The organism is uncultured Paraglaciecola sp., from assembly GCF_943787955.1.
GTDB lineage: Bacteria > Pseudomonadota > Gammaproteobacteria > Enterobacterales > Alteromonadaceae > Paraglaciecola.
In genome coordinates this window covers 616,563-642,424 of sequence record NZ_CALSOK010000002.1, presented here as the reverse complement: position 1 = coordinate 642,424, position 25,862 = coordinate 616,563, and the positions used below count along the sequence as shown (strand labels likewise).

General features: G+C 42.1%; 19 protein-coding genes and 1 pseudogene. 13 read left to right on the top strand and 7 right to left on the bottom strand.

Going from position 1 to position 25,862, the window contains the following annotated elements:
• Positions 1–16 precede the first annotated feature (16 nt).
• From Q0Y52_RS03490 to Q0Y52_RS03470, 5 genes are all read left to right on the top strand, one after another.
• Positions 17–3,052: a TonB-dependent receptor gene (locus tag Q0Y52_RS03490; RefSeq protein WP_297818019.1), complete on the top strand. Its 3,036-nt coding sequence runs from the start codon at positions 17–19 to the stop codon at positions 3,050–3,052.
• Positions 3,053–3,198: 146 nt separating this feature from the next.
• Positions 3,199–3,945, top strand: coding sequence for a SapC family protein (locus Q0Y52_RS03485; RefSeq protein WP_297818016.1), 747 nt, complete (start codon positions 3,199–3,201; stop codon positions 3,943–3,945).
• A 30-nt stretch (positions 3,946–3,975) separates the two neighbouring features.
• Complete coding sequence (locus tag Q0Y52_RS03480) at positions 3,976–4,989, top strand: cupin-like domain-containing protein (protein ID WP_297818014.1); 1,014 nt, start codon at positions 3,976–3,978, stop codon at positions 4,987–4,989.
• An 11-nt stretch (positions 4,990–5,000) separates the two neighbouring features.
• Positions 5,001–6,485, top strand: coding sequence for a tryptophan halogenase family protein (locus Q0Y52_RS03475; protein ID WP_297818011.1), 1,485 nt, complete (start codon positions 5,001–5,003; stop codon positions 6,483–6,485).
• A gap of 283 nt (positions 6,486–6,768) precedes the next feature.
• Positions 6,769–7,119, top strand: coding sequence for a ThuA domain-containing protein (locus Q0Y52_RS03470; protein ID WP_297818009.1), 351 nt, complete (start codon positions 6,769–6,771; stop codon positions 7,117–7,119).
• On the opposite strand, the gene Q0Y52_RS03465 is transcribed toward Q0Y52_RS03470, so the two are convergent.
• Complete coding sequence (locus Q0Y52_RS03465; protein ID WP_297817980.1) at positions 7,116–8,000, bottom strand: IS982 family transposase; 885 nt, start codon at positions 7,998–8,000, stop codon at positions 7,116–7,118. The genes Q0Y52_RS03470 and Q0Y52_RS03465 overlap by 4 nt on opposite strands.
• 605 nt (positions 8,001–8,605) lie before the next feature.
• On the opposite strand from Q0Y52_RS03465, the gene Q0Y52_RS03460 reads away from it, so the two are divergent.
• The 4 genes from Q0Y52_RS03460 to Q0Y52_RS03445 all read left to right on the top strand — a co-directional run bounded on the left by Q0Y52_RS03460 (position 8,606) and on the right by Q0Y52_RS03445 (position 16,591).
• On the top strand, positions 8,606–12,250 hold the full coding sequence (locus Q0Y52_RS03460) for a carbohydrate-binding protein (RefSeq protein ID WP_297818006.1): 3,645 nt from the start codon (positions 8,606–8,608) through the stop codon (positions 12,248–12,250).
• A 162-nt stretch (positions 12,251–12,412) separates the two neighbouring features.
• On the top strand, positions 12,413–13,864 hold the full coding sequence (locus Q0Y52_RS03455; protein ID WP_297818003.1) for a glycoside hydrolase family 30 protein: 1,452 nt from the start codon (positions 12,413–12,415) through the stop codon (positions 13,862–13,864).
• Between the two features lie 66 nt (positions 13,865–13,930).
• On the top strand, positions 13,931–14,776 hold the full coding sequence (locus Q0Y52_RS03450) for a family 16 glycosylhydrolase (protein ID WP_297818000.1): 846 nt from the start codon (positions 13,931–13,933) through the stop codon (positions 14,774–14,776).
• A 246-nt stretch (positions 14,777–15,022) separates the two neighbouring features.
• On the top strand, positions 15,023–16,591 hold the full coding sequence (locus tag Q0Y52_RS03445) for a sugar porter family MFS transporter (protein ID WP_297817997.1): 1,569 nt from the start codon (positions 15,023–15,025) through the stop codon (positions 16,589–16,591).
• 176 nt (positions 16,592–16,767) lie between these two features.
• Here Q0Y52_RS03445 and Q0Y52_RS03440 read toward each other — a convergent pair.
• The 4 genes and pseudogenes from Q0Y52_RS03440 to Q0Y52_RS03425 all read right to left on the bottom strand — a co-directional run bounded on the left by Q0Y52_RS03440 (position 16,768) and on the right by Q0Y52_RS03425 (position 20,522).
• Positions 16,768–17,924 (bottom strand): annotated as a pseudogene (locus tag Q0Y52_RS03440) (IS3 family transposase).
• Between the two features lie 88 nt (positions 17,925–18,012).
• On the bottom strand, positions 18,013–19,191 hold the full coding sequence (locus tag Q0Y52_RS03435; RefSeq protein ID WP_297817994.1) for a helix-turn-helix domain-containing protein: 1,179 nt from the start codon (positions 19,189–19,191) through the stop codon (positions 18,013–18,015).
• Positions 19,192–19,925: 734 nt separating this feature from the next.
• Positions 19,926–20,066, bottom strand: a complete 141-nt coding sequence (locus tag Q0Y52_RS03430) for a hypothetical protein (protein ID WP_297817991.1) — start codon at positions 20,064–20,066, stop codon at positions 19,926–19,928.
• 51 nt (positions 20,067–20,117) lie between these two features.
• Positions 20,118–20,522 (bottom strand): TetR/AcrR family transcriptional regulator, encoded by a 405-nt coding sequence (locus Q0Y52_RS03425; protein WP_297817989.1) that lies wholly within the window; start codon positions 20,520–20,522, stop codon positions 20,118–20,120.
• Between the two features lie 154 nt (positions 20,523–20,676).
• On the opposite strand from Q0Y52_RS03425, the gene Q0Y52_RS03420 reads away from it, so the two are divergent.
• From Q0Y52_RS03420 to Q0Y52_RS03405, 4 genes are all read left to right on the top strand, one after another.
• Entirely contained in the window at positions 20,677–21,966 is a 1,290-nt protein-coding gene (locus Q0Y52_RS03420) for an NAD(P)/FAD-dependent oxidoreductase (RefSeq protein WP_297817986.1), read from the top strand.
• 10 nt (positions 21,967–21,976) lie between these two features.
• A complete protein-coding gene (locus Q0Y52_RS03415; protein WP_297817983.1) occupies positions 21,977–22,756 on the top strand; it encodes a DUF2855 family protein in 780 nt (259 codons plus the stop codon).
• A gap of 74 nt (positions 22,757–22,830) precedes the next feature.
• Positions 22,831–23,715, top strand: a complete 885-nt coding sequence (locus Q0Y52_RS03410) for an IS982 family transposase (RefSeq protein WP_297817980.1) — start codon at positions 22,831–22,833, stop codon at positions 23,713–23,715.
• 6 nt (positions 23,716–23,721) lie between these two features.
• Positions 23,722–24,060, top strand: a complete 339-nt coding sequence (locus Q0Y52_RS03405) for a DUF2855 family protein (RefSeq protein ID WP_297818138.1) — start codon at positions 23,722–23,724, stop codon at positions 24,058–24,060.
• A 162-nt stretch (positions 24,061–24,222) separates the two neighbouring features.
• Here Q0Y52_RS03405 and Q0Y52_RS03400 read toward each other — a convergent pair whose 3' ends face one another.
• On the bottom strand, positions 24,223–24,843 hold the full coding sequence (locus tag Q0Y52_RS03400; RefSeq protein ID WP_297817976.1) for a YigZ family protein: 621 nt from the start codon (positions 24,841–24,843) through the stop codon (positions 24,223–24,225).
• 4 nt (positions 24,844–24,847) lie between these two features.
• Positions 24,848–25,723 (bottom strand): EamA family transporter, encoded by an 876-nt coding sequence (locus Q0Y52_RS03395; protein WP_297817973.1) that lies wholly within the window; start codon positions 25,721–25,723, stop codon positions 24,848–24,850.
• Between the last annotated feature and the right edge of the window lie 139 nt (positions 25,724–25,862).

Below are 25,862 nucleotides of genomic sequence, written 5' to 3'. Positions count from 1 at the left end.
TTAGGGGTTAATTATCATGTATAAAAAGACATTTAAGCCACAACTACTGGCAGCCAGTATTGCTACCATACTGGCGACTAGTACATATGCCCAAGACCAATCTCCTGTTCAAGAAGAAGATTTTGCTGAGGTAATTGAAGTAAAAGGCATACGCGGAAGTTTGATGCGTTCGATGGACCTAAAACGGGAATCCATGGGTGTAGTAGACGGAATTTCAGCCGAAGATATTGGCAAATTTCCTGATACCAATCTGGCAGAATCATTACAACGTATAACGGGTGTCGCGATTGAACGTGACCGAGGTGAAGGTTCAAAAATCACCGTGCGGGGTTTTGGCCCTGATTTTAATATCGTCACTTTTAACAGTCGGCAAATGCCAACTAGTGGTGGGCGTTCTTTTGACTTTGGTAATATTGCGTCCGAGGGCATTTCGGCCGTTGAAGTTTATAAATCGGGTCGTGCGAGTGTTCCTACTGGCGGAATTGGTGCCGTGGTCAACGTCAAGACCACCAAACCCTTAGCTATAGGTGGCAGAAAGGCAGTATTTAGTGGTAAGGGTGTGCACGATCCTGGCACCCGTGACGGTAGCAGTTTTACCCCTGAATTTGCCAGTTTACTCAGTGACACCTTTGCTGATGATACCTTTGGTGTCTCTTTGTCTATGAGTTACCAAGAGCGTGAAGGCGGCTCACAGTCTGCTACTACGCAAGATTTTATTAGCAGTGATTTTTACACTCAGGAAGATATTGACAATGACGATATAGACACAGGCTGGGGTGCAATAGCCGTAGGTGACCCTTCTGCTACTAACTTTCCCTCTGAAGTAAATGACGGTATTTATGCGTTCCCTACCAATATTCAATACAACCTTGATGACTTTAACCGTAAACGGCTTAATGGTCAGTTGACCTTACAGTGGCGGCCAATAGAATCCTTAACGGCGACAATGGATTATACTTATGCTGAAAACCAGATTGATACGCAACATCAAGATCTTTCAGCTTGGTTTGACCCCGGTTGTAGTACCCGTGAAAGTGAATGGGTGCAGGAAGGCAATATATGGTCACCCACCAGTTATACACAAGTGGGTTGTGCGGCAGATAATCTGCAAGGTGTAGGTTTGTTTGCAACCGTTAATGAAAATAAGTCTTTGGGTTTTAACCTCGCATGGACAGCTTCTGAAAGCCTAAGCTTTTCTTTGGATTATCATGATTCTAGTGGAGAATCGGGACCAAACAGTAAACACGGCTCAAGTGGCTCTATGGCAGTGGCCGCATTGAATAGAATTACCACGACCGGTTATTTTACCCCAAATGGCATGCCTATACTGGAGGTGCAACTGGGTGAGCGAAACTCTTATAATCAAATTAGTCGTATTGACCAGATTGACGTCAATGATATGCAACTTTCCGGCAGTGGTTTTGGTAGTTTCAACAACCGCATGGACGTTGATCAAATCCAGTTTGAGGGCAAATATGAATTTGAAGCAGGTCATAGCATCGATTTTGGTATCGCCAGCGTAGAAGTCACTAATCGTGGGCAATCTACTTCTGTTCAACGTAACAGCTGGAGCGGTGTCGGCACTCCCGGCGACATTGCCGACTTGTTGCGAGTCGAAACTATTGATGGCGTCTTTGATGGCATTGAAGGCAGTGGTGATCCTCGTCAGGTAACCGAATTCTTCACCTGGAACTTTGAAGACATGATTGAGCGCGGTGAACAATTGTTGCGCGATGGTTCTCACGGCGATGTGTCTGGAGACGGTGGCCCCTGTTTAACCGGTTTCTGCCCTTCTTATAATTTTGATCTGGATGAAGTTACCACTGAAAAATCCAATTCAATTTATATTCAGACACACTTTATAGCTGACTTCCAAGATATGACAGCAAACCTTTTCGTCGGCTTGCGTTATGAAGAAACAGAAGTGCACTCTGAGGCTCTGGTTCCTCTTTACGATAGGGTAGAGTGGAGTATCATTGACAACAGGTTTAACCTCTTTTTCCAAAAAGACGCGGACGATAATACTATCACCGGCTTCTCAGAGATTGACGGTAGTTATGACATGCTTCTGCCCAGTGTGGATTTCGATATTGAAGTATTGGAAGATGTCATTTTCAGAGCGTCATACAGTCTTACGATTACACGACCTGTATATAATGATCTTAAAGGTGCCTTAATCATCGATTATTTAGGATCAGATGGTGGAGGCGGTCGCAGGGGTAATCCACAACTCTTACCCATGGAATCATCGAATATCGATTTATCGTTAGAGTGGTATTACGGCGATGCGAGTTATGCCTCGATTGGATACTGGACTAAAGACGTAGAAAATTTCATCAACAGTCGAACCTTTGAAGAACAGCCACTGTTTACCGATCTTAATACACCGTTTGAAGGGAATTTATATAATAAAGCTGTTGAAGCGATTACAGGTGGCGATCCTCAATTCGATTTTGACAATGCAGATGTTAATGCCTATTTTGTAGAAAATTTTGCCGATGAACCCAATGTAGAAATTGTCGGTGAAGGAGAAGACGCAGAAGCGACCATTATAGGTTTAGGGGCTGATCCGGTGGCACTATTTGATGTAACCATCCCGGTTAACGAGAGAAGTACCAAAGTGAAGGGCTGGGAAATGGTGGTCCAGCATACCTTTGATTCAGGTTTTGGTTTTCAAGCGAATTACACGATCGTTGATGGGGACTTGGAATACGACATTAACCTCAATGAAGAGCAGTGGGTGGTGCCGGGCATGAGTGATACCGCCAATCTGGTAGCATTCTATGAAAAAGATGGTTTGCAGGCGCGAATAGCGTATAACTGGCGTGAGAAATATCTACAATCTGCCGCTCAAAGTCCGCGATTTATTGAAGAATATTTCCAATGGGATTTCAACGTTAGTTATGAAATCAACGATAATTTAGCGGTGTTTGTTGAGGGCATTAATTTAACAGAAGAAGACCAACGTATACATGGTCGATCAAGTTATCAGGTGCGACAGTACTCTGTTGGTCACGCCAGGTATAATATTGGTGCAAGATACGTTTTCTGATTAGCCAGTTAGATTTTTAAGCTGCAATGAGATCAAAAAAGCCACTGAATTCAGTGGCTTTTTTTAACACAAATTTTTACACTACAACTACACACTCATAACCATGAGTGGTCGTAAAATTGAATTAATGTAGGTTAAGGAGTCATATGACCAAACATGTATTACTCGATAATGTGACCCATAAAGATTTAAAAATCATTACACAACGAGGGGCAAAATATGGCGATAATATTCCGTCTGTACTTACCTTTCCCTCTGAATTTAAAGATATTCAAACCCATTACCCTATTTGTTTCAGTCAAGACCCGAGCACAGAAAAATTTCATGCTATAGCGTTGATGGGTTTTGAAGATAACGAAAACTTATTCTTAGATGGCGATGTTTGGGACGCCAGTTATATTCCCTTAATGATCCAGCGTCAGCCTTTTTTAGTCGGCTTGCCCCAGAGTCGACAATCTAACGGCGAATCCAGTCAGTTAATGGTGCATCTTGATATGCATAACCCTAGGGTCAGCACGACTCAAGGACAAAGCGTATTTTTGCAACATGGGGGTAATTCAGACTATCTACAAAGTATCAGTTCCATTCTAGAGGCGCTGTATGCCGGACAGGAAGAAAGCCGTGTCTTTTTTGATATCCTGCTCAACTATGAGTTGATGGAGCCTTTTACCCTAGAGATAAAATTAGATGATGGTTCAAATAATAAGTTAACCGGTTTTTATACTATTAACGAAGATAAACTCTCAGCCTTGCCTAGTGAGATACTCAGTAAACTTATGGTAAACGGCTGGTTGGGGTCTATTTATATGGTGATTGCATCTACGGCGAATTTTCGAGCCCTTATAGAACGCAAAAATCGTCAGTGCACTGTTTCGTCAATAGCCAGTGTCTAATCGAATGATCTTAGCTAATGTTCAATCTCTATGTTGACCATAGATAAAAAAATCAAGGAAATCACAGGCTGTTCAGCAAATGATATTCCTGAGCATATTTTAACAGCAACCGAACCTTTGGTGTTAAAGGGCCTAGTGGCCCATTGGCCCATAGTTCAGGCTGGTGCAAAGTCGGTGCGAAATGCCGCCGATTATTTAACTCAGTTTTATCAGAACAAACCGGTCACAGCGGCAGTAGGCGCACCTGAGAATAAAGGACGTATTTTTTACAACGACGACCTGAGCGGATTTAACTATCAGTCTCATAGTACCAACCTCAATAGTCTGTTGGATAAAATATGTCAGCATCAAAATGACACTGCATCTCCGACTATTTATGTGGCGTCAACATTAGTCGACACTTGGTTACCTGGTTTCAGAGCCGCTAACGATATAACCCTCAGCGATCCAAACCCTTTAGTGAGTATTTGGATGGGTAACCGCAGTCGAATTGGCGCTCATTATGACCTGCCAGATAATATGGCGTGTAATGTGGTGGGCCGGCGAAGATTTACTTTATTTCCTCCAGAACAACTCGGTAATTTGTACTCCGGACCATTGGATGTGGCGCCTGGTGGTGTACCCATTAGTTTGGTGGATTTTCATCAACCTGATTATGCGAAATTCCCGAAATTCCGTCAGGCGTTGGCAGCTGCGCAAGTAGCCGAACTTGAGCCTGGAGACGCGATATTCATTCCGAGCATGTGGTGGCATCATGTGGAAAGTCTTGATGCCTTTAATGTGTTGGTTAATTATTGGTGGCGCCAGTCTCCCTCCTACATGAGCACACCCATGAATACGTTATATCATGCGTTACTGACTATTCGAGATTTACCCCCTGATCAAAAACAAGCCTGGCAGGATATTTTCGAGCATTATGTGTTTAATGCCGACGAACATACCAATGCTCATATACCCAAAAATAGCCAAGGTTTTCTGGCTCCCATTGATGAAGATATGGCCAGAAAATTACGCGCATTGTTACTCAATAAATTAAATCGCTAGGGGAATATTTGGTGAATACCAGTCAGGTTAAAAAAGTGGTAATAGCAGGTGGTGGCACAGCTGGTTGGATGGCGGCGGCCGCTTTGAGTAAACTACTGGGCAAAAATCTTGATATCACCTTAGTCGAGTCTGATGAAATTTCAACTATAGGAGTGGGTGAAGCCACCATTCCGCCCTTATTAACCTTTCACAAGTTATTGGGCATAAAAGAGCAAGATTTTATGCTGGCCACCCAAGCCACTTTTAAGTTAGGTATCGAATTTGAAAACTGGCGTAATGGTCAGGACAAGTACATACATTCCTTTGGTGCCGTTGGACGTGACTGTTGGGCTTGCGGTTTTCAACATTTTTGGCGTAAGGGTCATGACTTAGGCATAAGTGGTGACTATGGTCAGTACTGTCTAGAACTTGAAGCGGCCAAGGCCAATAAATTCGCCCACCTAAAGCAACCTGTTGTGCGATATGCCTATCATATTAATGCCACCTTATATGCCAAGTTTTTACGCCAATTCAGTGAAAAACTCGGGGTTAAGCGTATTGAAGGTAAAATAGAAAAGATAGAAAACAATGATCACAGCGGCATGATTGAATCCCTTGAATTAGCTTCAGGCCAGCAAATACAGGGTGACTTATTTATCGATTGCACCGGATTCCGTGGTTTATTGATCGAACAAAACTTACATGCAGGTTACGAAGACTGGTCCCACTGGTTACCCTGCGACTCTGCTGTGGCTGTGCAAACAAAAGCCACCAGTGATCCCATTCCTTATACCCGTTCTATTGCCCATAAAGCCGGCTGGCAATGGCGTATCCCCTTGCAATCAAGAGTGGGTAATGGTTTGGTGTATTGCAGTCGTTATTACTCAGAACAACAAGCGACGCAGAGTCTGTTAGAAAACATAGACGGCGATACACTTACAGACCCTCTACACATAAAGTTTCGTACTGGCCAAAGGCGCAAACATTGGAGCAAAAATTGTGTGGCATTGGGGCTTTCAGCTGGATTCATCGAGCCTCTTGAGTCAACCAGTATTCACCTTATTCAGCGCGGTATTTTGCGTTTAATTCAACTATTTCCAACTAATGGTATTAATGCCGCCGATAGCGAAGAATTTAATCGTCAGACTAATTTGGAAACGCAGTCCATTCGAGATTTTATAATTTTGCATTACCATGTGAACGAAAGGCAAGATAGTCGCTTCTGGCGTTATTGTCGCGATATGTCAATACCAGACACACTGGCTCACAGAATTGAATTATTCAAGGAAGGCGGGCGATTTTTTCATGAAGGAGATGAGTTATTTGGAGAATTTTCCTGGACTCAGGTTATGCTTGGCCAAGGGATCATGCCCAGAAGTTACCACCCTATAGTTGACTTAATGAGTGCTAACGAACTCAAGGCGTTTTTGGATAATATTCGAACACCCATTAAGCAGGCGCTTGATGCCATGCCTTTACATCACCAATATATACAGCGTTACTGTAAAACGGATTAAAATACCTGTTCACTCAACCTACTACTCTGTATGGCTTGTCAATGGGGGGTTCGGCTAACTTACAGATACTCGAACTAAAAAATTGACATAAATTTAACGTTCGAGTCATTCATCAGGACGACTTCTTTTTCACCATCTATTAACGTTCTCTCTTAGTAAGATAGAATGAATCCCAACTAAAATCGGCGTTTCAAAAAATAGGATTGGGCATGAGTGAATAGGTTACATGCCAAATAGGATTCAACAGCAAATATCAATCTAGAGAGTTAAAGAAGTGAAAAAAATGTCAAAAACTAAACTTTTGTTACTTTCACTCAGCGTTTTTATTTTATCTGCATGTGGTGGTGGTAGTTCTGACACTCCAACTCCAACTCCACCGCAAACACCAACACCAACACCAACGCCAACGCCAGAGAATGGAGGTATATTAGTGTTCAGTGAGACCGCTGGATTTAGGCATGAGTCGATTTCAGACGGCCAAACTATGTTGTCATCGATCGCCAACGAAAATGGCTGGGAAATCGACTTTACTGAAGACAGTAGTCAGTTTAATGCAACTAATCTTAGCCAGTATTCTGTTGTGGTCTGGCTCAATACAACCGGAGATGTATTAACTAACCCCAGATCTGCTTAAGCAACGATCATAGCGTTAAGCTCTACGTCAGTTAAATTAAGGGATGGCTTATCTTTCTTTAAGCAATAAGCTACTAATCCTGCCAGTAAATTGAGCATAAATCCGTTCATACTGCGATGTCTTGAATGTTCTATGTAAGAAATGTTCTTGAGTTGGTCATTTATTGTCTCAATTATGAAACGTTTTGAAAGCATGGCTCTATCCCATAAAGACATCACTTTGGCCTTCATGTTTTTACGAACGGTCGTAACCAGTGTCACGCCTTTTTCGAATAAATTAGCGGCTAACGCTTTACTTAGATAGCCTTTATCTCCATAAAGCTTATCCGTCAAACCTTGTGCGAGTTCTTCGACCGGTTGAGTGTCATGAACATTGCCGGTGGTGACTTTAGCCGCCACAATTTCACCATGATGATTGACGATGAGGTGGAGCTTGAAGCCATAAAACCAGCCCATAGTACCTTTCCCTCTTTGCGCTATATTTTTGAAAGTTTTATGTCTTGGAATACGAATGGCGTGGCACACTTTTATACATGTAGAGTCAATGAATTCGATACCTGTAGGCTTGCCTTTTAGTATGGTGAAGTATGCACACATAGGAGCAATCACCCTAGGCATGACAGCCAGAAATCGCGTATAACTCAGTAAAGTTGGAAAGGCATCTTTGTAGAAAGGTGAGATATGGCCGAGATAATAGTTTTTGAAATCGCGATAGTGCGACATATGAAATCCAACAACAATTGTCATTATTTCACTGGTGGTCATCTGTCCTTTTCGTTGACGCTTATTCGTGCCGTCCTCTAGCAATTGTTTTTGCCATTGCGGAATAAATACTTTGCAAAAGTCATCGACATCGCAATACAACTCAACTAAATTCTTCATGCCTGTTCCTTGTTTAAATCAGATGTTTTTTGGTCGAAAGATCTGATCTTGGAACAGGCATTTAGTTCCATTGCTTAAACAGGATTGAGGTTAATTAGAAATACATACCTTTTAATGCGAATTTATCGTGTTAGAAGGTATTAGATTACAGCTAGTACTCAGGCATGCTGATTTCTTAATGTTTAACCGATACTAAAAAATTTGCCATAGGTAGTAGTTGGGTTTGATGGCCAATGACTCAGCAGTACTCAACTAAACCTGTGAGTATTGGTAAAGCCCACAATGCATATTTGATTTAATTTCCCTATTGTCTAGTTTTAGGCAACGCCCTAGCGGGTTCAATAATCCCCCACTACGCCCAATTCCTTTAGGTTCTTAGGGTTCGGCTGAATTAGCTTTATTCAAACTGAATAAAAGATGATTTTTTTAGGTTCGAATACGTCATCAGGACGACGAGTTGTACGATATTTTTTAACATTTCATTAGCAAATGGAAATGCCATTTGCAGTGACAGGAAACTGAGGGTTCATATTGCGCAGTATTAGTGTGATTAAGAGCCTTGGCGCCAAAGACGCTTTTATAATAATCATTTGGAGGAAAAATTAATGCCGGTTAATCGCATTAAAACGAAAAACTCTCACTTTACCAGACTCGCATTGATAGCGCTGTTGGGTACCAGTGCGCTGACATTGTCCGGTTGTTTTGGTGTCGATAGCGACAACGCAACTATTGAAGGTGCGACCCCTATCACAGATGTTCCTGTAACGGATCCCATACCTGACCCCACTCCTGATCCCGAGCCCGTGGTGGAAATTCCTGATCGCACTTTAGCCGACATCACGGTTCGAGAGCGTCCGCATATTGATAATTCACTGGGTTATAACGTCATTCTTTCAGACTTAAATACTCCCCTGCGCGGTGTGAGTATTTCCTTCGATGGTGGTGATCCTTATGATGCAAACCAAATCAAAAAAATGCCAAGTCCAGAGCAATTAGAATCTCTTGTTAATGACTATGGCTTTAATACCGTACATGTCTATCTAGAAGGTGATGCTGCACAAAACCCTGATCCTGTCGGTATCAACGAAGCTCTAGCAGACCTATTGGTTGAAAGAACACGTGACGCAAAAATGTACTTAATGATCACTATTGCCAATAATGGTGAAAATGGTGCCATCCATAGCATTGAAAAAACCTTAGCTTTCTGGGATCTCTACGGGGCTAAATATAAAGATGAAACCCACGTAATCTATGAAGCTCACAACGAGCCAGTATCCTTAATTAATCAAAATTGGACTGCAGAAGATTGGGAAAAACAAGCCCAGATGTACGAAACCATTCGTACTGCGGCCCCCGATAGCATGATCTTACTAGGCTCATTTATGTCGTTTTTCGGCGGAGCAGAAGCGATTGCCGGTGCTGATGGCTTGAAAGCCCAATTCCCGGATATTTGGGATAATGCTGGATTTGCGTTCCATGCATACTGGGATCTGCCTGGAGTCGAAGACACCATAAACGCATTTAAGGCCAGCACCGACTATCCGGCGCTAATGAATACCGAATTCTGGCCGGGAGATACTAAAAACGGTTATAACGAAGCATTTGAGACTCACAATATTGGCTGGACGCAGTTTGAGTGGCTCAATGCTAACGATTTGGATCTAGGCAACATTAAAAACAGTCTTAACGAGTTTGGTACCGTTTGGCGTCCAGAAGCAGCTGATGCCACTTGGCCGACTAACGGCTCGCCGATTGTTCCTTTTGGTGATGATATTGGTCTATACAGCCGTGCGGATGACGTATTCCTTAATCTGGATGAGGCAGACAAGGTGATTGCTGGTGACAGTGATTACGACGGTGAAGGCAATGATACTTTTGTGGTTGTAGATGCAGGTGATGACGGTTATGTAGCAATACGCGCTGCTAATGGTAAATACCTGAGTGTTGACGACTATGGTATTGCAATGACCGCCACAGCTGATGATATTGGAACTAATGAAAAGCTTAAGTGGCTTGAACTACCTAGCGGTGATATTGCTTTGCGCCCTTGGGCCGGCTCCGGTCATTTGATTGGTAGCATCCCTGCAGGTGAAGGATTGGATGAAGGTTTCACTGGTCCAGTAGGAGATGGTGCACTACTTAACGGTGACAATACCTATCGAGTAGTAACCACGTTTACTGCCGCTCCTCTTGCACCTTTGGAAGCTCCAATTGCACCTGCACCAGGTCCGTTCTTCGACAGTGCTACTCCAATTCCTACTAACGGAGCAGGAGAGCATCCATTTAATGCTGCTGCGCCCAATGGCCGTTTATGGGCCGCAGATTTTGATTTTGGTGGTGAAGCCGTCGCTTATCACGATAACGATGCAATAAATAAAGGTGATGCTTACCGTTTTGATGAAGGTGTTGATGTTGAACCGGCCTCTGAAGGTTATACCTCGGTTGGATTTTTCGATAATGAAGAGTGGCTGGAATATAGTATAGATGTTGCAACTGCGGGAAATTATATTGTTACTTTGCGCACAGCATCCGGTGGCGGAGGCGGTAGTCTCAGCATCGAATCTAATTGTGTTGATTTAACCGGAAGTGTTTCGACACCCAACACAGAGGGTTGGGATACTTGGCAGGATATGACTGTTGATATCACCCTTGAGGCAGGTATTCAAAAGCTGCGTGTTGTCAGTGGTGGTGGTATGAACTTTATGAATATGGATATCCAGTCTGGCGGCAATGGCAGTACTGCTTTTGGTGAAGGTTGCCAGTGGATGCCAGAAGTACCGGCTGATCTGCGAGTTGAAGCTGAAGATTGGAGTGCTGTGATTGAGCTGCCAGAAGGCGAAGTTCAGTTAGAAACCACTACCGATGTTAGTGGTAACCAAAACGTTGGTTTTATCGATGCCGGTGACTGGATGGAATATAGCGTTGAGCTTCCTGAAAACGGGTGTTATATCGCAAGTTACCGCGTTGCGAGTGAATCAGGCAGTGAAGGTTTTACATTAAGTTTTGATGGGGTGTTAACTGACACTGTAATAGTACCATCAACTGGCGGTTGGCAGAGTTGGGTAAGCCTTAGCAGTACATTTGAATTAACTTCTGGTTTGCAAACTATGCGTTTCGATGCACTAGGTGGGGCTCAAAATGTTAATTGGTTCGAGTTTAATCAGGCCGACGCTAGTGAGTGTGGTGTCACCACTTATGGTGAAAATTTAATTACTAACGATACTTTTGAGGATGCTACTGGTTGGACTGTTGTCAGTCAGAATGCCGACACACTTGTCGGCGCTGACATGGTAACCATTGCCGGTGGAGTGGTTACGTTTAGTGAGACTATCAACGACCCATGGCAACAAGCGGGTATTTATACTGCAGTTGAGTTATCGGTAGGTAGCTATCAGTTTGAGATGGATATAACCCATGGCGACGACATCACTAATGTGTGGGGCGAGTTATACATTGGTTTAACTGAACCGGTTGACGGCGAGGAATATAATGGTGACCAGCGTGTTCTTAAGGCCTATCACTTTTGGGACTGTGGCAGTGATGCTTATTCAGGTGCTGCAACAGCATCTGGTTGTGACATTGACAACAATGGACGGTTCGATATAACCGAAGCGGGTACCTATTACTTGCACTTTAGATCTGGCGGCGAAACCCTTGGTTCGGCCGGTGCAGTATTAGATAACTGGTCGTTGAGAGAGATTAATCCAGAACCAGAACCAGCACCAGAGCCAGAACCAGAACCAGTGAACCTTATCAGCAACGGCAACTTTGCGGATGACACAGGCTGGACTGTTGTTAGTCAGAATGCAGACACACTTGTAGGCGCTGACATGGTGGCCATTGCAGATGGAGTGGTAACGTTTAGTGAGACTATCAACGACCCATGGCAACAAGCGGGTATTTATACTGCAGTTGAGTTATCGGTAGGTAGCTATCAGTTTGAGATGGATATAACCCATGGCGACGACATCACTAATGTGTGGGGCGAGTTATACATTGGTTTAACTGAACCGGTTGACGGCGAGGAATATAATGGTGACCAGCGTGTTCTTAAGGCCTATCACTTTTGGGACTGTGGCAGTGATGCTTATTCAGGTGCTGCAACAGCATCTGGTTGTGACACTGATAATAATGGACGGTTCGATATAACCGAAGCGGGTACCTATTATTTGCACTTTAGATCTGGCGGCGAAACCCTTGGTTCGGCCGGTGCAGTATTAGATAATTGGTCTTTGACAGCATCAGAGTGACGGCGAGACCGTTTGGTCATATAAGACAGCGCTGAATTTTATTAGTCAGCGCTGTCGCTCAGTAGATTATTTCTTGTATACACAACATTGAATTGGTTTTCCCTAAACTCATTTGATGTTTGTGTCTCATATTACAAGAAGTCATATAATAGAGATTTACTAATGAATCGAAGAAAACTTATAACACCAGTGTTGTTAGGCCATTTGGTTGTTTGTTTGGTCACACCTCTTCTTCAAGCGGCTCCGTTGAGTCCTAAAAACGTTAAAGTTTACACAACAGCCAAAGATACCAATAAACGCCTGACATTAACTCAAGAGTCGACTTTTAAGCCCGGCAAACAAGCTACGGAGGGCGAAATATCCATTTTTGTTAACCCGAACAAACGTTTCCAGAAAGTATTAGGCATAGGTGGGGCCATTACCGACGCCAGTGCAGAAGTCTTTGCGAAATTGCCGGCGGATAAACAAAGTGAAATGTTAAAAGCCTATTATGATAAAGAGGTAGGCATCGGCTATTCACTAGCGCGAACGCCTATTCATAGTTCAGATTTTGGCAGTGGTAGTCATACCTATATTGAAGAAGGGGATAAAAAATTATCCACTTTTAACATCGAACCAGACCGTAAATTACGTATCCCGCTGATTAAAAGAGCAACAGCCGCCGCCGGTGGCAGCTTAACCCTGTATGCCAGTCCCTGGAGTGCCCCCGCTTTTATGAAAAGTAATAATAACATGTTACAGGGTGGCAAATTATTACCCGAATATTTTGATGCTTGGGCCCAGTATTTTACAAAATTCATTCATGCGTATGAAGCTGAAGGCATGCCGATTTGGGGTGTCACGGTACAAAACGAACCTATGGCCGTGCAGCGCTGGGAGTCGATGATTTACACCGCTGAAGAAGAACGTGACTTTCTTAAAAATCACCTTGGCCCTACTATGGAAAAGGCCGGGTTAGGTGATAAAAAGATTGTTGTTTGGGACCACAATCGCGACTTAATCACCAATAGAGCCAATACCATTTTTGATGATCCTGAGGCAGCCAAATATGCCTGGGGAATTGGTTTCCACTGGTATGAAACGTGGGCTGGTGGCGAATCCATGCACGACAATCTAGCTTTGATAAACGAGTCATATCCCACCAAAAAGTTACTTTTCACTGAGGGCACAGTAGAAGGTTTTAGAGCCGATCGTTACCAATATTGGCCGAATGCAGAACGTTACGGTCACTCAATGATTAAAGACTTTAACGCGGGCACAGTGGGCTGGACTGATTGGAATATTTTGCTTGATCATAATGGTGGACCTAACCATGTAGGGAATTATTGTTTCTCTCCCATACATGCCGATACACGCACAGGGCAGTTAATTTATACCCCCACTTATTATTATATTGGCCATTTTTCTAAGTTCGTGCAACCCGATGCACAACGGGTCAGTACTAGTAGTAGTCGCAGTGTTTTATTAGCCACGTCTTTCATCAATACCGATGACAAGATGGCGACTATTGTGATGAATCAAACAGACAACAAAATTGACTACCATTTTTATGTTGGCAAACAACAAACTACTTTAAGCATTCCTGCACGGGCAATGCAAACCTTGGTTTATTAGCGGTGTTATGCACATAAAACTCAGACTATTTATTAACTTATTACTCACATACTCTTTGGAGATGACATGAAGTTTTTTTTACCCCTCATACCCTTGGCATTAATGATATCCGCGTGTTCTTTGCAAGAACCAGGCAAAAATAAAGGAGTCACAGAGGGCTGGCACACCAGCTTTTTCGACGATTTTTATACCTTCAATACCAACAATTGGCAAGACCAAATGATCTGGGTGAATAATGAAGAACAGTGTTATGTGCCAGATGGCCAATTTGGCACACGAGAAGTGAGCGACGGCACATTGAAACTCAAAGTAGTCAATGTGGGCGAGAAACAAACTTGCACTAATTTAGACAAATTTGATAAACAACATCCTGATACCCAATACATGGCTGGTCGTATTATTTCTAAAAACCTTCAGGAGTATGTCAAGGGCAAGTGGACCGCCAGACTCAGGGTTCCGGATAATGGTCAAGCTAGTATGTTTCCTGCATGGTGGTTGCTCGGTGCCGAAAATAACGAACCGCCCGTACAGGAAGCTGATGAAAATGTGTGTTGGCCAATGACGGGCTCAGGTGAAATTGATATTTTTGAACATCACGGTGACCACCATGCTGACCACTTTACTACTGGTGCGATTAAAAATCTGGGCAGTTGTGATAAAGGAGACTGGTGGACTCTAAGAACTGGCGTAGAAGCCACTCTGGATGAGTACCACGATTATTCTGTTGAATGGGCCGGTAGCGATTTGATATACCGTGTGGATGGTGTTGAGGTATATCGCAATGCAGGACAAGGCGATACCTATCCAGAAGCCATGTTTGCCATATTGAATTTCGCTAAAATTACTGACTCCCCAATGACGGGTGAATGGGTAATGGAAGTTGATTGGGTAAAACACGAATACTGGAAGTAAATAACTAAAATGTTGAAGAGACTACATAGTTCAGTTTCTTCAACATCATTTATTAATATGTCCAGCCTGTCTTACGTATATACGCCTAAAATTTCTGCAAGATATGGTATCTCGCTAAAAGGCTGTAACTTTATTTGTAACATATAAAAATCAATTTTTAAGATGATCACAGCTTGAATTCTTTCTGTTTAAGAAAAGAACAAAGTTCTGGGGTCGGGAAACATATAATAATACGGAGCAACACGAATGACAAAAAATAATTCCATTTTTTATACTGCTTATGTAGCACTAATCGTTTCATTAGGTGGTTTTTTAATGGGGTTTGATGCTTCCGTTATTTCGGGTGTGATCAAGTTTATTGAGCCAGAATTTAATTTGAGCAAAATAGAATTGGGCTGGGCAGTGGCTTCACTTTCTCTTACTGCAACCTTCTCAATGATGATTGCAGGCCCATTGAGCGATAAATATGGTCGCAGAACAATACTAAAAATTGCCGCCGTTCTTTTTTCGATTTCAGCCGTCGCTTCCGCGTTTGCGCCTAGTTTTTTAGTGTTGGTTATCGCCAGAATGTTAGGTGGTTTAGGTGTAGGCGCTGCGCTAATTATTGCACCTATGTACATTGCTGAAATAGGACCCGCTAAATACCGTGGTCGCATGGTTTCCCTAAACCAACTTAATATTGTATTGGGTATTACCGTTGCATTTTTCACTAACTACATGATTTTGAACCTGAGTGATTCTCAGGCTGGGTGGGCCCAAAGTTTACATTTTGATCTATGGAACTGGAGGTGGATGTTGGGTTTAGAAACTCTGCCAGCCGTGCTCTATTTTGGTTGTTTATTTTTGGTACCAGAGAGTCCACGCTGGTTGTTGATGAAAAACAGAGATGATGAAGCATTAAGCATAATGGCCAAGACCAAATCAGTTGAGGAAGCGCAGAAAGATATTGCACTTATCAAAGCCTCTATGTCTTCATCAACCACAGACAGCAAAGTACCTATTTCACACTTGTTTAAACCGGCAATGCGCTTAGTCATGATCATAGGAGTTTCTGTTGCGATCTTACAACAAATTACTGGAATAAATGCCGTATTCTTTTACGCGCCTATGATCTTTGAACAGTCTGGTCTAGGTACAGACGCCTCTTTTATGCAGGCCATATATGTGGGTTTGATCAACGTTTGTTTTACAATTCTAGCCATCATGTTGATTGATAAAATTGGTCGAAAAGTTTTATTAGTCGCGGGTGTGGCGGGCAGTGCCGTTTGTATGTTTAGTCTGTCCTATGGTTTTAACTCAGCCACTTATACCTTAACCGCAGAATCTATTCAGGCCCTACCCAATACAATTGACAAGAGTGCACTGGTGTTGCTGCAGGATCAAACCTTTAATGATGACCTGAGCTTTAAAGCTTCTATCGAAAGCCTATTAGGATCAGAAGCATTAGTTCAACATGAGTCAACCTTTGTATCCAGTGCTATCAAGATGAATCAAACCTTGATATTGGTCAGTCTACTGGGCTTTGTCGCCTGTTTTGCCGTGTCATTGGGGCCCGTTATGTGGGTGCTGTTTTCAGAATTATTCCCCAATAGTATAAGGGGGGTTGCCATCTCTTTTGTGGGTTTAATTAACTCTGGGGTCAGTTTTACTGTTCAATTAGTTTTTCCATGGCAATTAGCCAATATAGGCACAACCATTACCTTTGCCTTATATGGGGTATTCGCAATGATTGGACTGGCAGTTATATTAAGGTACTTGCCGGAAACTAAAGGAAAATCCCTGGAAGAATTAGAAGCAATCTTGATAAAGAAATAGCTAATACCGAGCGTGTTTAGTTATTCCCAATGACATAAAACTGATTTCACAAGGGATGATTTAGGAGTCATGCCATTAATCTATGGAGGTAATTACAAGAACATTACCCCTCCATAGCTTACCTTTTTCTCCGACTGCCCTAGGGTTGTTTTTTCTGGTGTCTTTATATGTTCTGGTCAACTCCAACCGGACACTTTCCTAAAGGAGTTTTCAAATTCAATTGGCGATTGATCCAAATTGGCTGAATGCAGTCGCTCAACATTATAATATTTCATGTACCTAGCAACATCTTCTCGCATATGTGTTCGAGTGGGCTGCGGTACTTTAAACAACCAATCATACTTTAAACCTCCAAAGAAGCGTTCAACAACAGCATTATCCCAGCAAGCTCCAACGTCACCCATACTAGCTCGACACTCTAATCGCGACAGTAGATTTCTAAAGCCTTTACTCGTGTACTGAGAGCCTCTGTCACTGTGAAACACCAAACCTTTGCCTGGCTTGCGTAAATTATGAGCCTTTGTCAGTGCTTGCTCGACCAAATCACGCGTCATGCGTTTTGATATATGCCAACCTACAATCCGGCGTGAATACAAATCCATGACAATGGCTAAGTACAACCAGCCCTCACCAGTCTTTAAATAGGACACATCACCCGCCCAAATTTGATTGGGTCCAACAGGATTGAAATTCATATTTAGCAAGTTGTCAGCAACAGCATCACTGTGTTTGCGCTTGGTTGTCACTTTATAAGCTATTCGCTGAGTCACAACTAATGTAAGCCGTTCCATTAACTTAATGGCGCGATACCGCGTTATTTCAAAGCCTTCTTTGCGTAGTGCTTTAGCAAGCTCTCTGCTGCCTAAACTGTTTCGACTTGCCTTGAATAATGCTTTTGCTCGTCGATACAGTCTAAGCGTTTAAGCGCTAATGAGTTCACCAGGTTTTTTTAGCCATGCGTAGTATGCTGACGAACTCACTTCCATCACTTTACAAGCGACTGACACAGGATACTTAGCATCAAGTTCACTTATAAAAGAATATCTTACTTCATTTCTTTCGCGAAGAAGGCACTTGCCTTTTTTAGGATTTCACGCTCCATTTGTAGACGTTTATTATCCTTCCTGAGTTGAATTAACTCTGCTCGTTCATCGCCAGACAACACGTCACCTAGTGCCTCTTTTTTATGCTTGGCTACCCAGTTGTAAAGTAGTTTGTCTGTCACACCCAAAGATGCAGCAGCTTGTACGATTGGATAGTCTTGCTCTATTACCAGAGCGACCGCTTCTTGTTTAAATTCTGCTGGATAATGCTTATTTGTTCGTTTAGTCATATTCACCTCAATTAACAGGATTATAATCCTTTATTGAAGTGTCCGGTTAATTCAACCACAACAATATGCAAGTAACAGAGATAAAGGACTATTGGGCCTCTGATTCGCGAAACTTAGAAGGTGTAACCCCTTCAAACTTTTTAAAAAAAGTATAAAAAACAGATTTGCTGTTAAAACCTACTGCCAGATAAATATCGGTTATCGTGGTTTTTTTAAATTTTTCTGACACCAGCATATGTTTTGCCTCTTCTATACGGTAACGATTTATAAATTCATAAAAATTAACACCAAAATGGCGATTGATTAGCATGGATAGATCACGTGGCGTAATAACAAGCGATTCAGCTAATGTGTCGAGGGTAATTTCCGGGTCCATATAGGTTTTATTTTTACGTATTGAAGCATCGACTTCAGCTGCCATTTCCGGATTAACAAATTGTTCGTCTATGGGTTTTTCAGCAGGCTCTTCTCCTGTCACTTTCTCAAATATCCAGAAATGCCGAATAGCGGTAAACACTAAAAGATTCACTAATATAAAAGACAGGTAATTACCTGTAAGCCCTAGCGTAAAAAACACAAAATTGGTACTAAAGTGCTCAAAAAGATTCACGACCTTAGATCCAACCAAAATTGTTTCTGCTGTCATGACTACCAAAAATCCAAGAACAAGGGCCCTTAGCCAGGTTATATGCACGGTAATCATATTCGAAACATTATCTCGCAATAAATTTTTATACCGGCTAATCAGTATAAAACAAGCAACTGCGTAAAATACCCGTACCCATTTGCTGAAAAATTCCATACTTACATAACTGGCACCATAAACAAATGACTCGGAACTGATCATTAACAGTCGTTGGTCATAAGAGTGACTATAGAATGTTGCCACCATAACAAAGACATAAATCAGTAAGGGGAGAAGGTGTAATAAATCGAATTTTTTAAGTGAAAAATCCTTAAATATTAATGATTTAATGCAAAAATATAAAAGTGCCCCATCTATATAATAAGCAACAGCTGGAATGAAATATATACTCGGCCATGACTCCCGAACCTGTGCTTTAAACGCAGCCCCCCACATTATTAACTCGTTGAGAGGGATCAGCGCGTGAGCAAATAGAAAGGCCGCTAGGAAAAGGGTACTCTTTAAACGCTGCGTATTAGTAGCAAAAAGCAAAATACCAAAGAAAAGGCATTGCATTGCGGTCATCAAGAGGATCAGATCATGGAAGTTGAATAAAACTGATTGAAATTCAAAAGGCTGCATACGTTAATCTTGTAACATAGGACTGCGGAATAATAATTGTGAGCATAACAGGTTATTTGCGAACTGTAACATGTGTTTGACTTCTTTCACAAAATACTCATATGGATAGGTTGTTGTGATACAAAATCACCAAATATATAGCTAAAAATCAACATCAATCACCGTAAAATTTTGGTTAGATTTTAGGATAATAATTTGCAGTTAACTAAAGACAGTGAGTTCAAGGCGATTTTTTATCATCTATACCCGTGTATACCCGTGCCACCTCAAAATACACGTTTCAGAGCGACTGGGGGACTGCAATTCTCGGCAATAGCTCCCTGCATTGCTATAACTCCTAAATCTTTGCAGTAGAAGGCGGGTCAATGACTGAATTTCAACCACATTCTGAATTGGCGTAACGAAGAAGTGGAGTACCCCAGACGCTTCCTGTGGACGGGTTTTAAAGCAATTTATGCCGGGCGCTGCGCTGACAATTTTTGACTTAGACCTCTCTACTTTTAAACTTAGGGCGTCTACAAATAGACGCCTTGCCTAGGGGGCCGTGCCTAAGCAGCCCTACCCAAGAAGCCATACCCAAAAAGTTTTAAACGCCCGCTGAAAAATGTGTATGGAACACATTTTAACAACCGCAGGTTAGCCTATGGTGAATACCGTGGATGGTATTCATAATCCGTCATTTTAAGATGGTACGGATATATGTCCCGTGATACGTACTCATACTGCTGTTATATTTATTGTGGAATTTGTATAGCGTGTTTGGCAATGATGGCATCAATATGTGTCGCTAATGCACTCAGTGCCAAACTATTCCATTCAACAGGTTTGATTAATGTAGATATGGCATGGTGTTTTAAACTGACATAACCATGCACAAAGGCCCATATCTCTAGGGCTGTACGTTGCTTTTTACTAACTGTGGTCTCTTATGGTAGGATGAGAGAGCTGATTTCAACCAGCTTGTTAAAGGCTTTTTCAGACATGGTTCGAGCTTCTTCCGAAGGCGAATAACCCCCATCACTTTCGCCAAAAATCAGTCGGTAATGGGCTTCATATTGGTCGGCTATTGCTAAGTAACCTTTTACTCCATTCAAAATTACTTCTCGCGGCGGTGCGCTGGTATCAACAATATCCATAATTGAAAAAATCTTTTCGAGCCCCTCGATATACAACTGGTCGAGGTTCCCCTGCTTGCCATTAAAATGACTATAAATGCCAATAGTCGATACACCAGCACGCTTAGATATTACTCTAACGCTGAGTGCAGACACCCCCCCCTCGAGGAATAATTCTGTTGCGGCTTGTAAAATAGTATTTTTTGCGACGCTCATAATGATGAATATTTAACCAATAAAAAAGTAATAGTTGACTTGCATAACAGCGTTATGAATAGCTATAACACTGTTATGTGCAATGTGATTTTTTGTTTTTCACTTGAGCAATATTTTTAGCACTATCGTCATTCATTTACAGCGGGATAAAAACATGACAACACACATACACCAAACAGATTATCTAATTGTTGGTAGCGGCGCAGTAGGTATGGCATTTGCCGATATTTTATTAACAGAAAGTGATGCGAATATCGTTATTGTTGACCGTTTCCATAAACCTGGTGATCATTGGAACGAAGCCTATCCTTTTGTCACACTGCATCAGCCGTCTTCTTTTTATGGTGTAAGTTCTCGTGAGTTGAGTAAAGGTTGTATTGCTCAAGTGGGTTTAAACAAAGGCTTGAATGAATTAGCCTCTGGTGTCGAGGTTTGCGCCTATTTTGATGATGTAATACGCGAACAGTTTTTACCTACAGGAAGAGTGAAGTACTTCCCTATGTGTGATTATAAAGGTGAGGGAAAATTTGTTTCGTCACTCACAGGTGAAACTCATCAAGTTAAGGTGAATAAAAAAACGGTGGATGCTACCTACTTAAATACTACTGTTCCTTCAACGCACACTCCAAACTTTAGTATTGCCGCTGACATTCAATTTATGCCGTTAAATGATTTGCCAAAAGTGACTCAACCACCTGCTGGTTATGTGGTTATAGGAGGCGGAAAAACTGGCATTGACGCAATTTTGTGGTTGCTTGAGAAAGACGTTAACCCTGATGATATTCAATGGGTAATGCCCCGTGATGCTTGGTTGATTGACCGCAAAAATACTCAGCCTAGCGAAGAGTTCTTTGCAGATGCTATTGAGGATCAGGCTTCGCAAATGGAAATAGAAGCGCTGCGTAAAGTTAAAAATATGGTACGTTTGGGTCGCGTGACCAGCATTGAAAACAATCAGATAGTGTTAGAACAGGGCACAATTCCTACCAGCACAGAACATTTACATATTGATTGTTCAGCTAGTGCATTAACCAACTTGACCATCAAACCTATCTTTGACGGTGACGTTATCACGCCGCAAACTGTGCGTTCATATCAACCTGTTTTTAGCGCCGCTTTTATTGCCCATATCGAATTGGCCTACCCAGAACAGGCCAAAAACAAAATCTGTAATGTGGTTCGATTACCCAATACACTCATTGATTGGTTACGCTTAACCGCCGCCTTTATGATGAATCAATATATCTGGTCACAGGATGAAAATTTACGTAAATGGCTACTAGGCAATCGACTAGATGGCTTTAGCCAGTTGATGCGTAGTGTTAAAGAAGACGACATTGAAAAACAAGCTATAGTGAAACGTTTGCGGGCAAATGCACAACCTGCTATGGGTAAACTTCAACAATATTTAGCCCAAGTTCAAGCCCAAGAAAAGGCTGTTTGAGGAAAATTTTATGAGTGAATTTCAAATCCGTAAAGATAACTACCTGACCAATCGAATAGTCGATACTGACTTATCTGAGAGTGATATCGGTGAAGGCGAAGTCTTAGTAAAAATCGACCGGTTTGCATTTACCACTAACAACATTACCTATGCAGTGGTAGGTGATCAATTTGGATATTGGCAGTTTTTTCCCCCAACCGCTAGCGATGTTAATGAATGGGGTATCTTACCAGTTTGGGGGTTTGCTGATGTGGTTGTTTCTAATGCTGAAGGGGTGCCAGTTGGCGAGCGATTATTTGGGTATTTTCCTCCTGCCAATTATCTTAAAATGACCCCAACTCATATTAATGATCTGCGTTGGGTTGATGGCGCTGCGCATCGCGCAACTTTGCCCTCAGGCTACAACTCCTATCGCAGAGTATTGGCTGAACCTAATTACAATAAGGCGACGGATGATTTTCGGATGTTGTTGTTTCCGCTGCATATTACGTCTTATTGTTTGTACGATAATTTATTAGATAACAACTGGTTCGGCGCTGAACAAGTAGTGGTTATTAGTGCCTCAAGTAAAACCAGTATTGGTTTAGGTTATGCCTTGGCAGATGATGAAAGTGCGCCTAAAAGCATTGGCATGACATCTAACCGTAACTTAGAAATGGTCAAAGGTTTAAACATATATAACAGCACAGTGACTTATGACAATCTGACAGAAATCGATGGGTCTAAGCCAACCGTAATAGTGGATATGTCCGGAAATGGCGATGTGTTAAGTAACCTCAATCCTGTTTAAGCAATGGAACTAAATGCCTGTTCCAAGATCAGATCTTTCGACCAAAAAACATCTGATTTAAACAAGGAACAGGCATGAAGAATTTAGTTGAGTTGTATTGCGATGTCGATGACTTTTGCAAAGTATTTATTCCGCAATGGCAAAAACAATTGCTAGAGGACGGCACGAATAAGCGTCAACGAAAAGGACAGATGACCACCAGTGAAATAATGACAATTGTTGTTGGATTTCATATGTCGCACTATCGCGATTTCAAAAACTATTATCTCGGCCATATCTCACCTTTCTACAAAGATGCCTTTCCAACTTTACTGAGTTATACGCGATTTCTGGCTGTCATGCCTAGGGTGATTGCTCCTATGTGTGCATACTTCACCATACTAAAAGGCAAGCCTACAGGTATCGAATTCATTGACTCTACATGTATAAAAGTGTGCCACGCCATTCGTATTCCAAGACATAAAACTTTCAAAAATATAGCGCAAAGAGGGAAAGGTACTATGGGCTGGTTTTATGGCTTCAAGCTCCACCTCATCGTCAATCATCATGGTGAAATTGTGGCGGCTAAAGTCACCACCGGCAATGTTCATGACACTCAACCGGTCGAAGAACTCGCACAAGGTTTGACGGATAAGCTTTATGGAGATAAAGGCTATCTAAGTAAAGCGTTAGCCGCTAATTTATTCGAAAAAGGCGTGACACTGGTTACGACCGTTCGTAAAAACATGAAGGCCAAAGTGATGTCTTTATGGGATAGAGCCATGCTTTCAAAACGTTTCATAATTGAGACAATAAATGACCAACTCAAGAACATTTCTTACATAGAACATTCAAGACATCGCAGTATGAACGGATTTATGCTCAATTTACTGGCAGGATTAGTAGCTTATTGCTTAAAGAAAGATAAGCCATCCCTTAATTTAACTGACGTAGAGCTTAACGCTATGATCGTTGCTTAAGCAGATCTGGGGTTAAGTAGATCGCATAAACACCTTGGCGACAACATGAAGTTTTGTTCAAATGTTGGTTTCACCCACTGGGAAGATGGCGGTATGGGCGCTGATTTTATTCAACAGCGTAGCGAAATGTTTTTCGCTCCCTCTCATATTCAAAAGCGTCTCAAAGACTTGGGACCAGAAGTATTCGAGCAAAAAACTACGGCTTTTATGCAGTCTACTATCCGCAGAAATGCCAGTTGGTTGAAGTTGACTCAGCTTAACGGGTCACATGGTTTAACCGAAGATTATCTAAATGTGTGTGAAGGTAAGGTTAACCCTGAAGCCGGATTAATTGTTGAAATGTGATTTATACCTGTGCCCCTTAAACTACAGCGTTGTTATCTGCTCTCACTCACCCCAATCGGTAACCGACGTTGCACCTAGTGTGTAACTAAGCTTACGGGACTGAGTTCCTCTGCCGCCTAGCTGAAACTCCAATGGCTTTGGGTATATGGGCAAAACAATAAATCAATCTGAGTCCGGAAGCAAAACCTCAACGTTACCTGCTGTGATATTGATGAGTTCAGCCTTAAACGTGCTTAGTTCGCTTGTGGCAATTGCAATACTTAGTGTCACTTGCTGAGCATAATCAGGTTCAATATCCTGGACATCATAACGTGTTAGTAATCGAGATATGTTGCCATCATGGGTATAGTCGAAGGTTAATAGAACGGTAGTACGTGCCACCTTAAGCTTCATGGGTAAATCTGTTAGCACTTGCGATACAGCATCAGAATAGGCCCGTTGTAACCCGCCAGTGCCAAGCTTAGTGCCACCAAAGTAGCGAACTACGACCACCATAATATCACCGTAACCACTGTATTCGAGTACTTTTAACATCGGCATGCCTGCTGTTCCATTAGGTTCGCCGTCATCACTCATGGAACGAATAGTCGTATTGGGTGCACCCGCTATATAAGCCCAGCACACATGATTAGCGTGAGGGTGTTGTTTACGTATAGTTCGGATGAAATCGTCTGCTTCTTGGCGGCTGGTAGCAGGCGCAACAAAGCCTAGAAATTTGCTGCGCTTCACTTCTTGCTCAATCTGGCATTCTTTTGCTGGGACTTGATAGCTTGCTAATGTCAAAACATTAGGCCCACATCACTAGAATGGCAGCTGCAGCGATAAGTAATAAACCTAGGATTTCATGTTTTTGTACTTTGTTTTTCAACCAAAAAATGGCGACCAGCATGGTTAATAATACTTCAACTTGGCCTAATGTTTTCACATAAGCAACATGATGTAATGACACCGCACTAAACCAGCATATGGTACCAAAACAGCTGATAATACTTGTGGCTAAGGTCATCTTTACATTATTTTTTAATGCGATAAAAGTGCTTCTGTTTTTGACCGCGATATAACTCACAAGTAAGGTAGTTTGAATACATAACACCCATACCAACACCCAAGCAGCACTGTGAGGGAATGGCACATTGAGTAAATGACTCGCTTCCCTGACAAATAATGATGTCAACGCAAAACAGGTGCCACAAGCCAAACCTATTATCACTGTTTTAATGCTTAACTGACCTTTTCTACCGCCACCTGAGAGCACAAATATCGCCGCCGCACCCACTAAGATGCCTATCCAACCAAATAGACTCAGTTGACTGCCAAAAAATACAGTCCCTAATACACCGGCCACTAAAGCCTCGCTTTTGGCCAGCCCCGCGCCGACAGAAAAATTCTTTTGTTTAAACAAAATGACCATTAATGAAGTAGCAGAAATTTGCATTACAGAGGCGAGTAAAACAAGGAGTACAAATTTAAGGGAGAACTCAGGGATGTCTTGATTTGAAAAGATGTAAAGCAGCAACAGGTATATCAGAGCAATGGGCGGCGCAAATAAAAAGCGAGCCAAGGTCACACCCGAGGTACTCATATTAGCACTTAGCTTACTTTGCAAAGCGTTACGAAACGTCTGCAATACCACCGCACTTAGTGTAAAGAAAACCCAACTCACAGAAAATCTCTCATCAATCTAAAAACCGATATTACCTCACCTGTGCATGAATGTTTCATCATCTGCAAACATAAACAGTATTTTTGATGTCTATCAAAGCCAATTTATTTGCCTTGTGCTAAACCAGCACACTCGATAA

Bases quoted from the DNA above. Each gene is read 5' to 3' on its own strand.
- Q0Y52_RS03490 (WP_297818019.1), top strand. From the start codon at position 17: ATGTATAAAAAGACATTTAAGCCACAACTACTGGCAGCCAGTATTGCT.
- Q0Y52_RS03485 (WP_297818016.1), top strand. From the start codon at position 3,199: ATGACCAAACATGTATTACTCGATAATGTGACCCATAAAGATTTAAAA.
- Q0Y52_RS03480 (WP_297818014.1), top strand. From the start codon at position 3,976: ATGTTGACCATAGATAAAAAAATCAAGGAAATCACAGGCTGTTCAGCA.
- Q0Y52_RS03470 (WP_297818009.1), top strand. From the start codon at position 6,769: ATGTCAAAAACTAAACTTTTGTTACTTTCACTCAGCGTTTTTATTTTA.
- Q0Y52_RS03465 (WP_297817980.1), bottom strand. From the start codon at position 8,000: ATGAAGAATTTAGTTGAGTTGTATTGCGATGTCGATGACTTTTGCAAA.
- Q0Y52_RS03460 (WP_297818006.1), top strand. From the start codon at position 8,606: ATGCCGGTTAATCGCATTAAAACGAAAAACTCTCACTTTACCAGACTC.
- Q0Y52_RS03455 (WP_297818003.1), top strand. From the start codon at position 12,413: ATGAATCGAAGAAAACTTATAACACCAGTGTTGTTAGGCCATTTGGTT.
- Q0Y52_RS03450 (WP_297818000.1), top strand. From the start codon at position 13,931: ATGAAGTTTTTTTTACCCCTCATACCCTTGGCATTAATGATATCCGCG.
- Q0Y52_RS03445 (WP_297817997.1), top strand. From the start codon at position 15,023: ATGACAAAAAATAATTCCATTTTTTATACTGCTTATGTAGCACTAATC.
- Q0Y52_RS03435 (WP_297817994.1), bottom strand. From the start codon at position 19,191: ATGCAGCCTTTTGAATTTCAATCAGTTTTATTCAACTTCCATGATCTG.
- Q0Y52_RS03425 (WP_297817989.1), bottom strand. From the start codon at position 20,522: ATGAGCGTCGCAAAAAATACTATTTTACAAGCCGCAACAGAATTATTC.
- Q0Y52_RS03420 (WP_297817986.1), top strand. From the start codon at position 20,677: ATGACAACACACATACACCAAACAGATTATCTAATTGTTGGTAGCGGC.
- Q0Y52_RS03415 (WP_297817983.1), top strand. From the start codon at position 21,977: ATGAGTGAATTTCAAATCCGTAAAGATAACTACCTGACCAATCGAATA.
- Q0Y52_RS03410 (WP_297817980.1), top strand. From the start codon at position 22,831: ATGAAGAATTTAGTTGAGTTGTATTGCGATGTCGATGACTTTTGCAAA.